The 15004-nt window shown below is 68.2% G+C and carries 14 protein-coding genes; 13 read left to right on the top strand and 1 reads right to left on the bottom strand.

Annotation, left to right across the window (positions count from 1 at the left end):
* Window positions 1–54: 54 nt before the first annotated feature.
* The 10 genes from AC5Y6Y_RS20010 to AC5Y6Y_RS19965 all read left to right on the top strand — a co-directional run bounded on the left by AC5Y6Y_RS20010 (window position 55) and on the right by AC5Y6Y_RS19965 (window position 9413).
* A complete protein-coding gene (locus tag AC5Y6Y_RS20010; RefSeq protein WP_463828274.1) occupies window positions 55–228 on the top strand; it encodes a rubredoxin in 174 nt (57 codons plus the stop codon).
* Between the two features lies 1 nt (window position 229).
* Window positions 230–412 (top strand): rubredoxin, encoded by a 183-nt coding sequence (locus tag AC5Y6Y_RS20005; RefSeq protein WP_463828273.1) that lies wholly within the window; start codon window positions 230–232, stop codon window positions 410–412.
* Window positions 409–1059 (top strand): TetR family transcriptional regulator AlkX, encoded by a 651-nt coding sequence (gene alkX / locus AC5Y6Y_RS20000; RefSeq protein ID WP_463828272.1) that lies wholly within the window; start codon window positions 409–411, stop codon window positions 1057–1059. The genes AC5Y6Y_RS20005 and alkX overlap by 4 nt, the downstream gene beginning before the upstream one ends.
* 109 nt (window positions 1060–1168) lie before the next feature.
* Window positions 1169–2647, top strand: coding sequence for an adenosylhomocysteinase (ahcY, locus tag AC5Y6Y_RS19995; RefSeq protein WP_463828271.1), 1479 nt, complete (start codon window positions 1169–1171; stop codon window positions 2645–2647).
* A gap of 385 nt (window positions 2648–3032) precedes the next feature.
* Window positions 3033–3665, top strand: a complete 633-nt coding sequence (locus AC5Y6Y_RS19990) for a dTMP kinase (protein ID WP_473139248.1) — start codon at window positions 3033–3035, stop codon at window positions 3663–3665.
* A gap of 80 nt (window positions 3666–3745) precedes the next feature.
* Entirely contained in the window at window positions 3746–4432 is a 687-nt protein-coding gene (gene mtrA, locus AC5Y6Y_RS19985; protein WP_015354856.1) for a two-component system response regulator MtrA, read from the top strand.
* A gap of 26 nt (window positions 4433–4458) precedes the next feature.
* Window positions 4459–6153 carry an MtrAB system histidine kinase MtrB gene (gene mtrB / locus AC5Y6Y_RS19980; protein ID WP_473139247.1) on the top strand — a complete coding sequence of 565 codons (1695 nt, stop codon included), beginning with the start codon at window positions 4459–4461 and terminating at the stop codon, window positions 6151–6153.
* Window positions 6154–6167: 14 nt separating this feature from the next.
* Complete coding sequence (gene lpqB, locus AC5Y6Y_RS19975) at window positions 6168–7910, top strand: MtrAB system accessory lipoprotein LpqB (protein WP_473139289.1); 1743 nt, start codon at window positions 6168–6170, stop codon at window positions 7908–7910.
* A gap of 25 nt (window positions 7911–7935) precedes the next feature.
* Window positions 7936–8763, top strand: a complete 828-nt coding sequence (locus tag AC5Y6Y_RS19970) for an LmeA family phospholipid-binding protein (RefSeq protein WP_463828268.1) — start codon at window positions 7936–7938, stop codon at window positions 8761–8763.
* A 146-nt stretch (window positions 8764–8909) separates the two neighbouring features.
* The gene (locus tag AC5Y6Y_RS19965) at window positions 8910–9413 is read left to right on the top strand and encodes a hypothetical protein (RefSeq protein ID WP_463828267.1); all 504 of its coding nucleotides are present in this window, start codon (window positions 8910–8912) and stop codon (window positions 9411–9413) included.
* Between the two features lie 3 nt (window positions 9414–9416).
* Here the strand turns inward: AC5Y6Y_RS19965 and AC5Y6Y_RS19960 are convergent, their stop codons facing one another.
* Window positions 9417–10280, bottom strand: coding sequence for a L,D-transpeptidase (locus tag AC5Y6Y_RS19960; protein WP_463828266.1), 864 nt, complete (start codon window positions 10278–10280; stop codon window positions 9417–9419).
* Window positions 10281–10435: 155 nt separating this feature from the next.
* Between AC5Y6Y_RS19960 and AC5Y6Y_RS19955 the strand changes: the two genes are divergently transcribed.
* From AC5Y6Y_RS19955 to secA, 3 genes are all read left to right on the top strand, one after another.
* Window positions 10436–11068, top strand: a complete 633-nt coding sequence (locus AC5Y6Y_RS19955; protein WP_473139246.1) for a ComF family protein — start codon at window positions 10436–10438, stop codon at window positions 11066–11068.
* A gap of 309 nt (window positions 11069–11377) precedes the next feature.
* A complete protein-coding gene (hpf, locus tag AC5Y6Y_RS19950; RefSeq protein WP_463828352.1) occupies window positions 11378–12061 on the top strand; it encodes a ribosome hibernation-promoting factor, HPF/YfiA family in 684 nt (227 codons plus the stop codon).
* A gap of 66 nt (window positions 12062–12127) precedes the next feature.
* Window positions 12128–14974, top strand: a complete 2847-nt coding sequence (secA, locus tag AC5Y6Y_RS19945) for a preprotein translocase subunit SecA (RefSeq protein WP_463828264.1) — start codon at window positions 12128–12130, stop codon at window positions 14972–14974.
* Window positions 14975–15004 lie beyond the last annotated feature (30 nt).

Raw genomic sequence — 15004 nt, 5'->3', positions numbered from 1 at the left:
CCGAGTCCCTTCAACGAACGCCCATCAGACATCCGCCGAAAGCATGGTGCCCTAGTGACCGCCACCTACCAGTGTCCGGTGTGCGATTACCGCTACAACGAGACCAAAGGCGATGCCCGCGAAGGCTTTCCGGCCGGCACGCCCTGGGAGCAGATTCCCGAGGACTGGACCTGCCCGGACTGCGCCGTCCGCGAAAAGCCCGACTTCATCGAGATAGGAGGAAAGTGACATGAACGACTACAAGCTCTACCAGTGCGTCCAGTGCGGTTTCGAGTACGACGAGGAGCTGGGCTGGCCGGAGGACGGCATCGAGCCGGGCACCCGCTGGGCGGACATCCCCGAAGACTGGAGTTGCCCGGACTGCGGTGCAGCCAAAGCCGACTTCGTGATGGTGGAGGTGGCCCGGTCATGATCGGCACCAATGTCGCGACGAATACGGCTATTGTCGCGCCTGTGAAGCGGATTCCCTACGCCGAGGCATCTCGCGCCCTGCTGCGGGAGTCGGTGCTGGACGCGATGCGGGACCTGCTGCTGACCCGCGACTGGTCGGCCATCACGCTCTCGGACGTGGCCCGGGCCGCCGGCATCAGCCGGCAGACCATCTACAACGAGTTCGGCTCCCGCCAGGGCCTGGCCCAGGGGTACGCCCTGCGTCTGGCCGACCGGCTGGTCGACACCGTCCGAGCTGCCCTGGACGCCAACGTCGGCAACATCTACGAGTCGTTTCTGCAGGGTTTTCGGGCCTTCTTCACCGAGTCGGCCGCCGACCCGCTGGTGATCTCGCTGCTGACCGGCGTGGCCAAGCCGGACCTGCTACAGCTCATCACCACCGACAGCGCGCCCATCATCACCCGGGCCTCGGCCCGGTTGTCGACGGCGTTCACCCAGACCTGGTTGGCCACCAGCGACGACGACGCGCAGGTGCTCTCCCGCGCCATCGTGCGGCTGTGCCTGAGCTACGTGTCGATGCCACCGGAGTCCGACCACGACGTCGCAGCGGACCTGGCCCGGCTGTTGACGCCGTTCGGCGAGCGTCACGGGGTGAGTGCCGTTTCCTGAGGGCTCCCGCCGGGCGGCTACAGTGACTGAGGACCATACCTCGGGCGCAGTAGCCGCCCGGTTTATTCCATCAGTCCCCGTAAGCCCTGAGTAAGGATGAAACACGACCATGACCACGACCGAAAATTCGCTGACCCCCGACGTCCTCAACGGCATCGATTTCAAGGTTGCCGACCTGTCGCTGGCGGATTTCGGCCGTAAAGAACTGCGCATCGCCGAGCACGAGATGCCCGGGCTGATGTCGCTGCGCCGCGAGTACGCCGATGTCCAGCCGCTGAAGGGGGCCCGGATCTCGGGATCGCTGCACATGACCGTGCAGACCGCGGTGCTGATCGAGACGCTGACCTCGCTGGGTGCCGAAGTCCGGTGGGCCTCCTGCAACATCTTCTCCACCCAGGACCACGCGGCCGCGGCCGTCGTCGTCGGCCCGCACGGCACCCCGGAGGAGCCCAAGGGTGTCCCGGTCTTCGCGTGGAAGGGCGAGACGCTCGAGGAGTACTGGTGGGCCGCCGAGCAGATGCTCACCTGGCCGGACGAGGACAAGCCGGCGAACATGATCCTGGACGACGGCGGCGACGCCACCATGATGGTGCTGCGCGGAATGCAGTACGAGAAGGCCGGCGTGGTGCCGCCCGCCGAAGAGGACGACTCCGCGGAGTGGAAGGTCTTCCTCAACGTCCTGCGCAACCGGTTCGAGACCGACAAGGGTAAGTGGACCAAGATCGCCGAGTCGGTCAAGGGCGTCACCGAGGAGACCACCACCGGGGTGCTGCGCCTCTACCAGTTCGCCGCCGCCGGCGACCTGGCCTTCCCGGCCATCAACGTCAACGACTCGGTGACCAAGTCCAAGTTCGACAACAAGTACGGCACCCGGCACTCGCTGCTGGACGGCATCAACCGTGGCACCGACGCGCTGATCGGCGGCAAGAACGTGCTGATCTGCGGCTTCGGCGACGTCGGCAAGGGCTGCGCGGAGGCCGCCAAGGGCCAGGGCGCGCGCGTCTCGGTCACTGAGATCGACCCGATCAACGCCCTGCAGGCGCTGATGGAGGGCTACGACGTGGTGACCGTCGAGGACGCCATCGGCAACGCCGACATCGTGATCACCTCGACCGGCAACAAAGACATCATCATGCTCGAGCACATCAAGGCGATGAAGGACCATTCCATCCTGGGCAACATCGGTCACTTCGACAACGAGATCGACATGGCCGGCCTGGAGCGCTCCGGGGCCACCAAGACCAACATCAAGCCGCAGGTCGACCTGTGGACCTTCGGCGACACCGGTCGTTCGGTCATCGTGCTGTCCGAGGGCCGGCTGCTGAACCTGGGCAACGCGACCGGGCACCCGTCCTTCGTGATGAGTAACAGCTTCGCCAACCAGACGATCGCGCAGATCGAGCTGTGGACCAAGAATGACGAGTACGACAACGAGGTGTACCGGCTGCCCAAGCACCTTGACGAGAAGGTGGCCCGCATCCACGTCGAGGCGCTCGGCGGCAAGCTCACCAAGCTGACCAAGGAGCAGGCCGAATACCTCGGCGTGGACGTCGAGGGCCCCTACAAGCCGGACCACTACCGCTACTGAGCGGCGGCGGGCCCGGCGTTGCCCCCGTCTGCCCGCCGAGCGTCACGCCACCGTGGCTGTGGACGTCGAGCGTCACGCCAGCGTGACGTGCAGGCGTTAAGCTCGCGCGCCGGCCCCCGTCTGCCCGCCGAGCGTCACGCCAGCGTGGCTGTGGACGTCGAGCGTCACGCCAGCGTGACGCGCAGGCGTTAAGCTCGCGCGCCGGCCCCCGTCTGCCCGCCGAGCGTCACGCCAGTGTGGCTGTGGAGGTCGAGCGTCACGCCAGCGTGACGCGCAGGCGTTAAGCTCGCGCGCCGGCCCCCGTCTGCCCGCCGAGCGTCACGCCAGTGTGGCTGTGGACGTCGAGCGTCACGCCAGCGTGACGCGCAGGCGTTAAGCTCGCGCCGTGCTGATCGCGATCGAAGGCGTCGACGGCTCGGGCAAGCGGACGTTGACCGAGGGTCTGCGCACGGCGTTCGAGGCGTCCGGCAAATCGGTGACCACCTTGGCGTTCCCGCGCTACGGGCAGTCGATCACCGCCGACCTCGCGGCCGAGGCGCTGCACGGACAGCACGGCGACCTCGCCGACTCGGTGTACGCGATGGCGACGCTGTTCGCCCTGGACCGGGCCGGCGCGATCGACGAGATCGCGCGGCTCGGGCAGCAGCACGACGTGGTGATCCTGGATCGCTACGTGGCCTCCAACGCCGCCTACAGCGCGGCGCGGTTGCACCAGGGTGCGTCCGGCCCGGCCGCGGCGTGGGTGCAACAGCTCGAATACCGCCGGCTGGCGCTGCCCGCGCCGGACTGGCAGATCCTGCTCGCGGTGCCGGCCGAACTCGCCGACCAGCGGGCGCGCAGCCGCGCCGCGAGCGACCCGGGCCGGGCCCGCGACAGCTACGAACGCGACGACGGACTGCAGCGACGCACCGGTGCGGTCTACGCCGAACTGGCGGCCGCGCACTGGTGCGGGCGGTGGCGGGTCGTGGACGCGGACGTCGATCCGGACGGTCTGGCCGCCACTGTGGTGGCCGAATAGTGCATTTTGGGCGCCATTTGCGCTTATCAATCACGAAACGCCCGTGTGGTGCGACGGTTTTGTCCTGATCTGGTGACACCATGGACACCATGAGGCAAAGGATTCTCGTCGTCGACGACGACGCTTCGCTGGCCGAGATGCTCACCATCGTGTTGCGTGGGGAGGGTTTCGACACCGCGGTCATCGGCGACGGTACTCAGGCCCTGACCGCGGTGCGCGAGTTGCGCCCCGATCTGGTGCTGTTGGACTTGATGCTGCCGGGCATGAACGGCATCGACGTGTGTCGGGTGCTGCGGGCCGACTCCGGTGTGCCGATCGTCATGCTGACCGCCAAGACCGACACCGTCGACGTGGTGCTCGGCCTGGAATCCGGCGCCGACGACTACATCATGAAGCCGTTCAAGCCCAAGGAACTGGTCGCGCGGGTGCGGGCGCGGCTGCGCCGCAACGACGACGAGCCCGCCGAGATGCTGTCCATCGCCGACGTCGACATCGACGTGCCGGCGCACAAGGTCACCCGCAACGGCGAGCAGATCTCGCTGACGCCGCTGGAGTTCGACCTGCTGGTCGCGTTGGCGCGCAAACCGCGCCAGGTGTTTACTCGTGATGTGCTGCTCGAACAGGTGTGGGGATACCGGCACCCGGCGGACACCCGCCTGGTGAACGTGCACGTCCAGCGCCTGCGCGCCAAGGTCGAGAAAGACCCCGAAAACCCGACAGTGGTTTTGACCGTTCGAGGAGTGGGATACAAGGCCGGACCTCCGTGATCCCGCGCGATGAGTGAGCGTTACGCGTGATCTGGCGCTCACCGCGACGTAGTCGAGGTCGTTGGGGGCGTTCGGGTCCCCTGCCGCGGGGCATGAGCGCCGTCAGTCGCGCCGTTGCCGTCGTCTGGCGCCGGTCGCTGCAGCTGCGCGTGGTGGCGCTGACCATCGGCCTGTCGCTGGCGGTCATCCTGGCGCTGGGTTTCGTGTTGACCAGCCAGGTCACCAACCGGGTCCTCGACATCAAGGTCAAAGCCGCGATCGATCAGATCGAGCGCGCCCGCAACACCGTCACCGGCATCGTCAACGGTGAGGAGACCCGCTCGCTGGACAGCAGCCTGCAGCTCGCGCGCAACACGCTGACATCGAAGACCGACCCCGCCTCCGGCGCGGGGCTGGCCGGTGCCTTCGACGCGGCGCTGATGGTGCCCGGCGACGGGCCGCGCGCGGCGTCCACCGCCGGGCCGGTCGATCAGGTGCCCAGCGCGTTGCGCGGCTTCGTCAAGGCGGGCCAGGCCGCATACCAGTACGCGACCGTGCACACCGAGGGCTTCTCCGGGCCGGCGCTGATCGTCGGCAGTCCGACGTCGTCGCGGGTGGCCAACCTGGAGTTGTACCTGATCTTCCCGCTGGCCTCCGAGCAGGCCACCATCTCGCTGGTGCGCAGCACGATGGCGACCGGCGGTGTGGTGCTGCTGGTCCTGCTGGCCGGCATCGCGCTGCTGGTTTCCCGGCAGGTGGTCAATCCGGTGCGCTCGGCATCGCGGATCGCCGAGCGCTTCGCCGAGGGGCACCTGTCCGAACGGATGCCGGTGCGCGGCGAAGACGACATGGCCCGGCTGGCGCTGTCCTTCAACGACATGGCCGAGAGCCTGTCCCGCCAGATCACCCAGCTCGAGGAGTTCGGCAACCTGCAACGCCGCTTCACCTCCGATGTCAGCCACGAACTGCGCACCCCGCTGACCACGGTGCGCATGGCTGCGGACCTGATCTACGACCACGCCGACGACCTCGATCCGGCGTTGCGACGATCCACCGAGTTGATGGTCAACGAGCTGGACCGGTTCGAGAGCCTGCTCAACGACCTGCTGGAAATCTCCCGGCACGACGCCGGTGTCGCCGAGTTGTCCGTCGAGGCCGTCGATCTGCGCACCACCGTCAACAGCGCCCTGGGCAACGTCGGCCACCTGGCCGAGGAAGCCGGCATCGAGCTGCTGGTGGACATGCCCACCGAAGGCGTGATCGCCGAGGTCGACGCCCGCCGGGTGGAACGGATCCTGCGCAACCTGATCGCGAATGCGATCGACCACGCCGAGCGCAAGCCGGTGCGCATCCGGATGGCGGCTGACGAGGACACCGTCGCCGTCACCGTGCGCGACTACGGCGTCGGGTTGCGGCCCGGCGAGGAGAAGCTGGTGTTCAGCCGGTTCTGGCGCTCCGACCCGTCGCGGGTGCGCCGTTCCGGCGGCACCGGGCTCGGCCTGGCGATCAGCATCGAGGATGCGCGCCTGCACCAGGGCCGGCTGGAGGCCTGGGGGGAGCCCGGCGAGGGCGCGTGTTTCCGGCTGACCCTGCCCCTGGTGCGGGGGCACAAAGTGACCACCAGCCCGTTGCCGATGAAACCGATCCCGCAGACCAGCGGGCAGCCGACGGCGCAGCCGCTCACCCCGACCGGCCCGCAACCGATCACCCGGCACCGTGAGCACGCGGAGTGGAGCGGTTGATGCGGGGACTGCTGATGCTCGTCTTGGCGGCTCTGCTACTCGCCGGTTGCGCAAGTGTGCCCAGCTCGTCGGCGCCGCAGGCCATCGGCACGGTGGACCGTCCGGCGCCGTCGAACCTGCCCAAACCCACCCCGGGCATGGATCCCGACGTGCTGTTGCGCGAATTCCTCAAGGCCACCGCCGACCCGTCCAACCGGCACCTGGCGGCGCGGCAGTTCCTCACCCAGTCGGCGTCCAACGGCTGGGACGACGCCGGCAGCGCCCTGCTGATCGACCATGTGGTTTTCGTCGAAACCCGCGGCGCCGAACGGGTTTCGGCTAATATGCGGGCCGACATCCTGGGCTCGCTGTCCGACATCGGGGTGTTCGAGACCGCGGAGGGCAAGCTGCCGGACCCGGGTCCGATCGAGTTGGTCAAGACCTCGGGCGGCTGGCGCATCGACAAGCTGCCCAACGGCGTTTTCCTGGACTGGCAGCAGTTCCAGGCCACCTACAAGCGCAACACCCTGTACTTCGCCGACCCCACCGGCAAGACCGTGGTGCCCGACCCGCGCTACGTCGCGGTGTCCGACCACGACCAGCTGGCCACCGAACTGGTCTCCAAGCTGCTGGCCGGACCGCGCCCGGAGATGGCGCACACGGTGCGCAACCTGTTGGCCCCGCCGTTGCGGTTGCGCGGACCGGTGACCCGCGCCGACGGCGGCAAGAGCGGCATCGGCAAAGGTTACGGCGGCGCCCGGGTCGATCTGGAGAAGCTGGCCACCACCGATCCGCACAGCAGGCAATTGCTTGCCGCGCAGATCATCTGGACGCTGGCCCGGGCCGACATCCGCGGTCCGTATGTGATCAACGCCGACGGCGCCCCGCTCGAGGACAGGTTCGCCCAGGGTTGGACCACCTCCGACGTCGCGGCCACCGATCCCGGGGTCGCCGACGGCGCCGGCGCGGGGCTGCATGCCCTGATCAACGGCTCGATGGTGGCCCTGGACGGGCAGCACATCGCCCCACTGGCCGGCGCGTTCGGCCGGATGGGCGATCAGACCGGTGCTGCGCTGTCGCGCAACGGTCACCAGGTCGCCTCGGTGGTGACGCTGCGTCGCGGCGCACCGGACATGGCCGCGTCGCTGTGGATCGGTGACCTCGGCGGTGAGGCGGTGCAGTCCGCCGACGGGCACAACCTGACCCGCCCGAGCTGGTCGCTGGACGACGCGGTGTGGGTGGTGGTCGACGCCAACATCGTGCTGCGCGCCATTCAGGAGCCGGCGTCCGGTCAGCCGGCCCGCATCCCGGTGGATTCCACCGCGGTCTCGGCCCGCTTCCCGGGACCGATCACCGACCTGCAGCTGTCCCGCGACGGCACCCGTGCGGCGATGGTGATCGACGGACAGGTGATCCTGGCCGGTGTCGAGCAGACCCAGGCCGGCCAGTTCGCGCTGACCTATCCGCGCCGGCTCGGCTTCGGTCTGGGCACCTCGGTGGTGTCGCTGTACTGGCGAACGAGCGACGACGTCGTGGTGACCCGCAACGACGCCACGCACCCGGTGTCCTACGTCAACCTCGACGGGGTGAACTCCGACGCGCCGTCGCGCGGCCTGCAGATCCCGCTGTTCGCGATCGCCGCCAACCCTTCCGCGGTGTACGTCGCCGGGCCGCAGGGGGTGCTGATGTACTCGGCTTCGGCCGCCGAGAACCAGCAGGGTTGGACGGAGGTGGCCGGTCTGATGGTCGGCGGAGCCGCCCCGGTATTGCCGGGTTGAGCGCCCTGCCATAGCTTTTGAGGCGATGCCGAAGGTTCCGTTCCTGCGTTGGGATGAAGCGTTCCGCGCGTTGGAGGCGCTGACTTCGTTGTGGTCGTCGACGGGCCTGCCGTCGGTGGGCGCCGGTGCCGCGCAGGCGGCCGCGGTGCCCTACCGGACGCTGTTGGCGACGTTGCAGCAACTGCTCGTCGGCAACGAGGTGACCGTTCGCATCGGTGATCACGACGTGGTGCTGACGGTGACCGAACTGGAGTCGGAGCTGGACCCGCAGGGCCTGCCGGTCGGCCAATTGGGCGAGGTCCGGGTGGCCGCACGCGACATCAGATGGGACGAGAACCGGCTGCAGAGCGCCGTCGCCGTGCTGCGCAACGTGCACATCCGCCCGGGTGTCCCGCCGCTGGTGGTGGCGGCTCCGGCAAACCTGTCGACGGCGCTTTCCGAGGAGGTTTTGGACGGAGTGCTGCGGCAGGTGGCTCCACAGCTGCGCAGCGAGTTGGGCAAGGACGGCACGGCCCGCCTGCGGTGGGCCCGGCAGCCGGCCTGGGGCGGGCTGGAGGTCGACGCCGACGTCACGGGCCGCACGCTGTGGCTGCGGCCGCGTGCGGTGGTGACCGGCCGGCACCGGTGGAAGCTGCCGGTGCGAACGCCCGCCTACCAGGTGCCGTTGCCCGAGCTGCCGCTCGGTCTGATGATCACCGGCGTCGAGCTCTCCTCGGACACCCTGCAGGTGTCCGGGTTGCTGCCGGAATGGCGGATGCAGTTGCCGCTGCGCGCGCTCGAGGAACTGCTCACCCGGCTCAGCCAGGGCGCGTTCAGCTTCAGCTGGCCCTCGCTGTGGTGGGGCTCCGACTAGCGGACGGATCTCCGGCCGGGAACGGCCGGATCACGGCACGGCACGAGCTCCGTATCGGTTCGGCAACGCGTGTTTGCCCGGATCGTATGCGCCGATACCGTTCGAAATCGTCACGCAGAAGCGGGCATTGATGAGGGGATACGGCGTTGCGGCACTTGGAGCGTTTCAGCGTTGCGGTTGCGGTCAGCGCGGGCCTGTGCGGGGCTGCGCTGGCGTTGAGTCCCGACGGTGCCGCCACCCCGCTGCGAACGGGCGGCGCGGGCTGCGTCGACCAGCTCGCGGCGGCCGCGCCGGTAGCGCCGATGGCGTTGCCGGGCCCCGTCGCAGCACCGGTGCCGCTGGCGCCGGTCGTACCCGCGGTGCCGCTCGCGCCTGTCGCGCCGCCGCTGCCGGTCGCGCCGATCGTGCCGATCGCCGGGGCGGGCGCGCTGCCCGCCGACGGTCTGGCGGCCGCACCGCTGAGCAAGGCCGCGGGTGCGGGCAAGGGGGTGCCCACGAGTGCACCGCCGGCGCTGGCCGCCGATCCGGTGGTGTTGCCGGGCCCGCCGGTGCCGGTGGCCCTCGCCCAGGAACAGCCGATCTCCGCTGTGCTGACCGGGTCGACCCTGACGGCGACCGGGTGCGCTGCCATCGCCGGTCCGACCCGGTGACGGTTACGACGGTTTGAGCTGGCGCACGGTGTCGGCGACCTTTTCTTCCCTGACCTCGCCCGCCTGCACGATCACCGGGTCGCCGACGTTGACGGTGTCGTAGTACCACTCGGCGTCGGCCGGGCTCAGGCTGATGCAGCCGTGACTGACATTGTCCAATCCCATCGACTGGACCGCCCACGGAGCCGAGTGCACGAACAGACCGCGGCTGGTGATGCGCACCGCGTAGTCGACTTTGAGTTGGTAGCCGTCGGGGTCGTCGACCGGGATGCCCACCGAACTCGAATCCATCAGCACCGAGCGGTCTTTGGCGAGCACGGTGTAGTTGCCGACCGGGGTCGCGAACTCGGGTCTGCCCATCGAAGCCGGCAGCACCCCGTCCTCACCGAAATGCGGCCGGTGGTGCGGTGCCGGCCGCGGTGGCGGGGGTCCCGTCTCGACGCCGTCGATGCGCACGGTGAAGGTGTGATTCGCGATGTCGGCAACACCGACCACCTTCGGTCCGGTGGCGAACTCGGTGCGCAGCCCGCCCACCGACAGCGCGATGGTGCTGTGCGCCGGCCAGTATCGGTCCGGAACCCACTGCACGACCCGGCTGTCGACCCATTCGAACCGTCCCGTCATCGCCGGGGTCGCCGTCACGTCCAACGCGCGCTGCGCGGCCTGGCGATCGGTGACGGGATGCCCGAAGGTGACCACCACCGGGTGTGCGACACCCACCACCGCCCCGCGTGCCGGTAGCACCGAGGCGATGTCGAACACGCTGTGCGGTGTGCTGACCGCCGTCAGCGTGACGCCGGCCGGACTGGTGAACACCGTCGCGGAAATCCCGATCGCCACGAACAGAGACCGAATTGCCGCCCGCATCGCGCACTCCCGATTGGTTGCTGCTGTGTTGTCGGTCGGATCGTAGGATGCGCGACACCGGCGAACGGGTAAGCGCGCGTTGGTAAGTCGGTCAGGGTTTGGTTACAGCTCGGTCTCCGTCCGAACATGTCAGTCTTCGGCGCCACACTGGGACCATGCTTGATCTGATGCTGCCGCTGCAGTGCGGCGGGTGCGGGGCCCCCGCGGTGCGCTGGTGCGACGGGTGTGCCCGCGAGCTGGCGGTGTCGGCGGGGGAGCCCGTGGTGGTGAGCCCCCGCGTGGACCCCGGGGTGCCGGTGTTCGCGCTGGGCCGGTACCGCGGTGCCCGGCGGCAGGCCATCCTGGCGCTCAAGGAGCGCGGCCGCCGCGATCTGGTGGCACCGTTGGCGTACGCGCTGGCCGTCGCGGTGCACCGGCTGCTGAGCTGGGGGATGGTGGACATCCCGGTGACGGTGGTCCCCGCGCCGACGCGGCGGTCGGCGGCCCGCCGGCGCGGCGGCGACCCGGTCGCCCGGCTGGCCAGGGTGGCGGTGGCCGGTCATCCCGGCATCCGCGTCGCCGAGGTGTTGCGGCTGCGGGCGCTGGTGCGCGACTCGGTGGGCCTGGGCACCTCGGCGCGGGAACACAACATCGCCGGCCGCGTGGTGTTGCGTGTGCCGCCACCGCGCGGTGAGGTGTTGCTCATCGACGATGTCGTCACCACCGGGGCCACCGCGGCCGAGTCCGTTCGGGTGCTGCAGGCGGCCGGGGTTGCGGTGGTGGCGGTGCTGGCTGTCGCGGCGGCCTGACCGCTGCGCCGGGCGTCACCGCAGGGCGAACGTGAAGAACTCGCAACAGGTCTGCGAATTGGGTGGCACGGTAAGGCGAACACGGGCTAACGTCGAAAGCAGATTCCCGACTCACAGTCGCTGTATTGCCAGGTTGAGCAACACCCGCGGGAGGAGGTGAGTATTCGACTTCTAGCTCCGGCGGGCAGCCTGCGACGGTGGCTTCTCCAGAACCGTTCTAACCCCGTCGGCGCGTAGCTGAGTGCCGGGCACGCAGAGTGCGTGTGACGTGAAAAGAGAAACGAGTTGTCAAGAATGTCAAGGCTTTCCGTGGATTCCCAGCAGGTTCTGGACAAGGCTGATTCTGCAGGAACTGAAGACCAGGCCGAACCGACCGCCACTGCCGAGATCGTGTTCGAGGGCCGCAACGTTGAGATCCCCGACCATTTCCGCCTTTACGTGTCACAGAAACTCGCCCGCTGCGAGCGGTTCGACAAGTCCATCTACCTGTTCGATGTTGAACTCGACCACGAACGCAACCGCCGCCAGCGCAAGGCATGTCAGCGCGTGGAGATCACCGCCCGCGGCCGCGGCCCGGCGGTGCGCGGTGAGGCCTGTGCCGACAGCTTCTACGCCGCACTGGAATCCGCGGTCGTCAAACTGGAGAGCCGGCTGCGGCGCGGCAAGGACCGCCGCAAGGTGCACTACGGCGACAAGACCCCGGTGTCGCTGGCCGAGGCCACCGCGGTAGTGCCGCCGGAAAACGCCTTCAACTCGGCTCCGGCCGAGCCGCACGACCACGACGGCGTCGATCCCGAACCCATCGAGCACCTGCCGGGTCGGGTGGTGCGCACCAAGGAGCACCCGGCCACGCCGATGACGGTCGACGACGCGTTGTACGAGATGGAGCTCGTCGGGCACGACTTCTTCTTGTTCTTCGACAAGGAGACCGAGCGACCCTCCGTGGTGTACCGACGGCACGCCTACGACTACGGCCTGATCAGATTGGCCTGATCACCCCGTCACCTAGGATGGGGGTCGCTCAAGACGAACGACTCCCACCCAATAGGGGAACAAGCTGTGCTGTCGCGATTGCTGCGCCTCGGTGAAGGCCGCATGGTCAAGCGCCTCAAGAAGGTCGCCGACTATGTCAACACGTTGTCCGACGACGTGGAGAAACTCACCGACGCCGAATTGAAGGCCAAGACCGACGAGTTCAGGAAGCGTCTGGACAAAGACGAGACCCTCGAGGATCTGCTGCCCGAAGCGTTCGCGGTGGCCCGCGAAGCCGCGTGGCGGGTGCTCGACCAGCGGCCGTTCGACGTGCAGGTGATGGGCGCGGCCGCGCTGCACCTGGGCAACGTCGCGGAGATGAAGACCGGGGAAGGCAAGACGCTGACCTGCGTGTTGCCGGCGTACCTGAACGCGCTGGCGGGCAAGGGTGTGCACGTCGTCACCGTCAACGACTACCTGGCCAAACGCGACAGCGAGTGGATGGGCCGGGTGCACCGTTTCCTGGGCCTGGAGGTCGGGGTGATCCTGGCGCAGATGACGCCCGAGGAGCGCCGCGTCGCCTACAACGCCGACATCACCTACGGCACCAACAACGAGTTCGGCTTCGACTACCTGCGTGACAACATGGCCCACTCGCTCGACGACCTGGTGCAGCGCGGGCACAATTTCGCCATCGTCGACGAGGTCGACTCCATCCTGATCGACGAGGCCCGGACCCCGCTGATCATTTCCGGTCCGGCCGACGGCGCCTCCAACTGGTACACCGAGTTCGCGCGGCTGGCGCCGTTGATGCAGAAGGACACCCACTACGAGGTGGACCTGCGCAAGCGCACCATCGGTGTGCACGAGAAGGGCGTGGAGTTCGTCGAGGACCAGCTCGGCATCGACAACTTGTACGAGGCGGCCAACTCGCCGCTGGTCAGCTACCTCAACAACGCGTTGAAGGCCAAGGAGCTGTTCAACCGCGACAAGGACTACATCGTCCGCAACGGCGAGGTGCTGATCGTCGACGAGTTCACCGGCCGGGTGCTGGTCGGCCGGCGCTACAACGAGGGCATGCACCAGGCCATCGAGGCCAAGGAGCATGTCGAGATCAAGGCCGAGAACCAGACGCTGGCCACCATCACGCTGCAGAACTACTTCCGGCTGTACGACAAGCTCGCCGGCATGACCGGTACCGCCCAGACCGAGGCGGCCGAGCTGCACGAGATCTACAAGTTGGGCGTGGTCCCGATCCCGACGAACAAGCCGATGATCCGCGAGGACCAGGGCGACCTGATCTACAAGACCGAAGAGGCCAAGTACATCGCGGTGGTCGACGACGTCTCCGAACGCTACGAGAAGGGTCAGCCGGTGCTGATCGGCACCACCAGCGTGGAACGCTCGGAATACCTGTCTCGCCAGTTCACCAAGCGGCGCATCCCGCACAACGTGCTCAACGCCAAGTACCACGAGCAGGAAGCGGGCATCATCGCCGAGGCGGGCCGGCGCGGCGGCATCACCGTGGCCACCAACATGGCCGGCCGCGGTACCGACATCGTGCTGGGCGGCAACGTCGACTTCCTCACCGACAAGCGGCTGCGCGAGCGCGGCCTGGACCCCATCGAGACGCCTGAGGAGTACGAAGAGGCCTGGCACCAGGAGCTGCCGAAGGTCAAGGAGGAAGCCTCCACAGAGGCCAAGGAAGTCATCGAGGCCGGTGGTCTCTACGTGCTGGGCACCGAACGCCACGAGTCGCGGCGCATCGACAACCAGCTGCGTGGTCGGTCCGGTCGGCAGGGTGACCCCGGGGAGTCGCGCTTCTACCTGTCGTTGGGCGACGAGTTGATGCGCCGGTTCAACGGCGCGGCGCTGGAGAGCCTGCTGACCCGGTTGAACCTGCCCGACGACGTGCCGATCGAAGCCAAGATGGTCACCCGGGCGATCAAGAGCGCCCAGACCCAGGTTGAGCAGCAGAACTTCGAGATGCGCAAGAACGTGCTGAAGTACGACGAGGTGATGAACCAGCAGCGCAAGGTCATCTACGCCGAACGAAAGCGGATTCTGGAGGGCGAGAACCTGCAGGAGCAGGCGAAGGAGATGCTGACCGACGTCATCACCGCGTACGTGGACGGTGCCACCAGCGAGGGCTACGCCGAGGACTGGGACCTCGACGCGTTGTGGACCGCGCTCAAGACGCTCTACCCGGTGGGCATCGACCATGAGTCGCTGATGCACCCCGACGACGACTCCGACCGCGACGACCTGACCCGCGAAGAACTGCTCGAGGCGCTGCTCGCCGATGCGGAAAAGTGTTATGCGGCAAGGGAAGCCGAGCTGGAACAGCTAGCCGGCGAGGGCGCTATGCGCCAGCTGGAGCGCAACGTGCTGCTCAACGTCATCGACCGCAAGTGGCGCGAGCACCTCTACGAGATGGACTACCTCAAGGAGGGCATCGGCCTGCGCGCGATGGCTCAACGCGACCCGCTGGTGGAATACCAGCGCGAGGGTTACGACATGTTCATGGCCATGCTCGACGGCATGAAAGAGGAGTCGGTCGGTTTCCTGTTCAACGTCAGCGTGGAGGCGGTGCCCGCCCCGCAGGTCGAACTGACCCCGGTCGACGCGCCGGAGGGCTTGGCGACTCTGGGCAGCCCGGAGGCCGCGGACGAAGCTGCGGGCCAACCGGCGCCGGCCGTCAAGGAACCGGTGAGCACGTTGCGGGCCAAGGGAATCGACAACGACGACGACCGACCCGCGCTGACCTATTCAGGTCCGTCGGAGGACGGGTCGGCGCAGGTGCAGCGCAACGGTGGTGCGGCGGCCAAGACGACCGCCGGCGCCGCGAGTGGCGGCAGCCGTCGGGAACGGCGGGCTGCTGCGCGCCAGCAGGGACGCGGTGCCAAGCCGCCCAAGTCGGTGAAGAAGCGCTGAGCATCCGGAAAAGTTGTTGCCCGGCACTGA

The organism is Mycobacterium sp. NGS24 (assembly GCF_059813065.1).
The sequence above is the reverse complement of the archived record's forward strand: the minus strand, read 5'-3'. Positions and strand labels throughout refer to the sequence as shown.

Coding starts and splice junctions, on each gene's coding strand:
- AC5Y6Y_RS20005 (WP_463828273.1), top strand. CDS start 230: ATGAACGACTACAAGCTCTACCAGTGCGTCCAGTGCGGTTTCGAGTAC.
- alkX (WP_463828272.1), top strand. CDS start 409: ATGATCGGCACCAATGTCGCGACGAATACGGCTATTGTCGCGCCTGTG.
- ahcY (WP_463828271.1), top strand. CDS start 1,169: ATGACCACGACCGAAAATTCGCTGACCCCCGACGTCCTCAACGGCATC.
- mtrA (WP_015354856.1), top strand. CDS start 3,746: ATGGACACCATGAGGCAAAGGATTCTCGTCGTCGACGACGACGCTTCG.
- lpqB (WP_473139289.1), top strand. CDS start 6,168: ATGCTCGTCTTGGCGGCTCTGCTACTCGCCGGTTGCGCAAGTGTGCCC.
- AC5Y6Y_RS19970 (WP_463828268.1), top strand. CDS start 7,936: ATGCCGAAGGTTCCGTTCCTGCGTTGGGATGAAGCGTTCCGCGCGTTG.
- AC5Y6Y_RS19960 (WP_463828266.1), bottom strand. CDS start 10,280: ATGCGGGCGGCAATTCGGTCTCTGTTCGTGGCGATCGGGATTTCCGCG.
- AC5Y6Y_RS19955 (WP_473139246.1), top strand. CDS start 10,436: ATGCTTGATCTGATGCTGCCGCTGCAGTGCGGCGGGTGCGGGGCCCCC.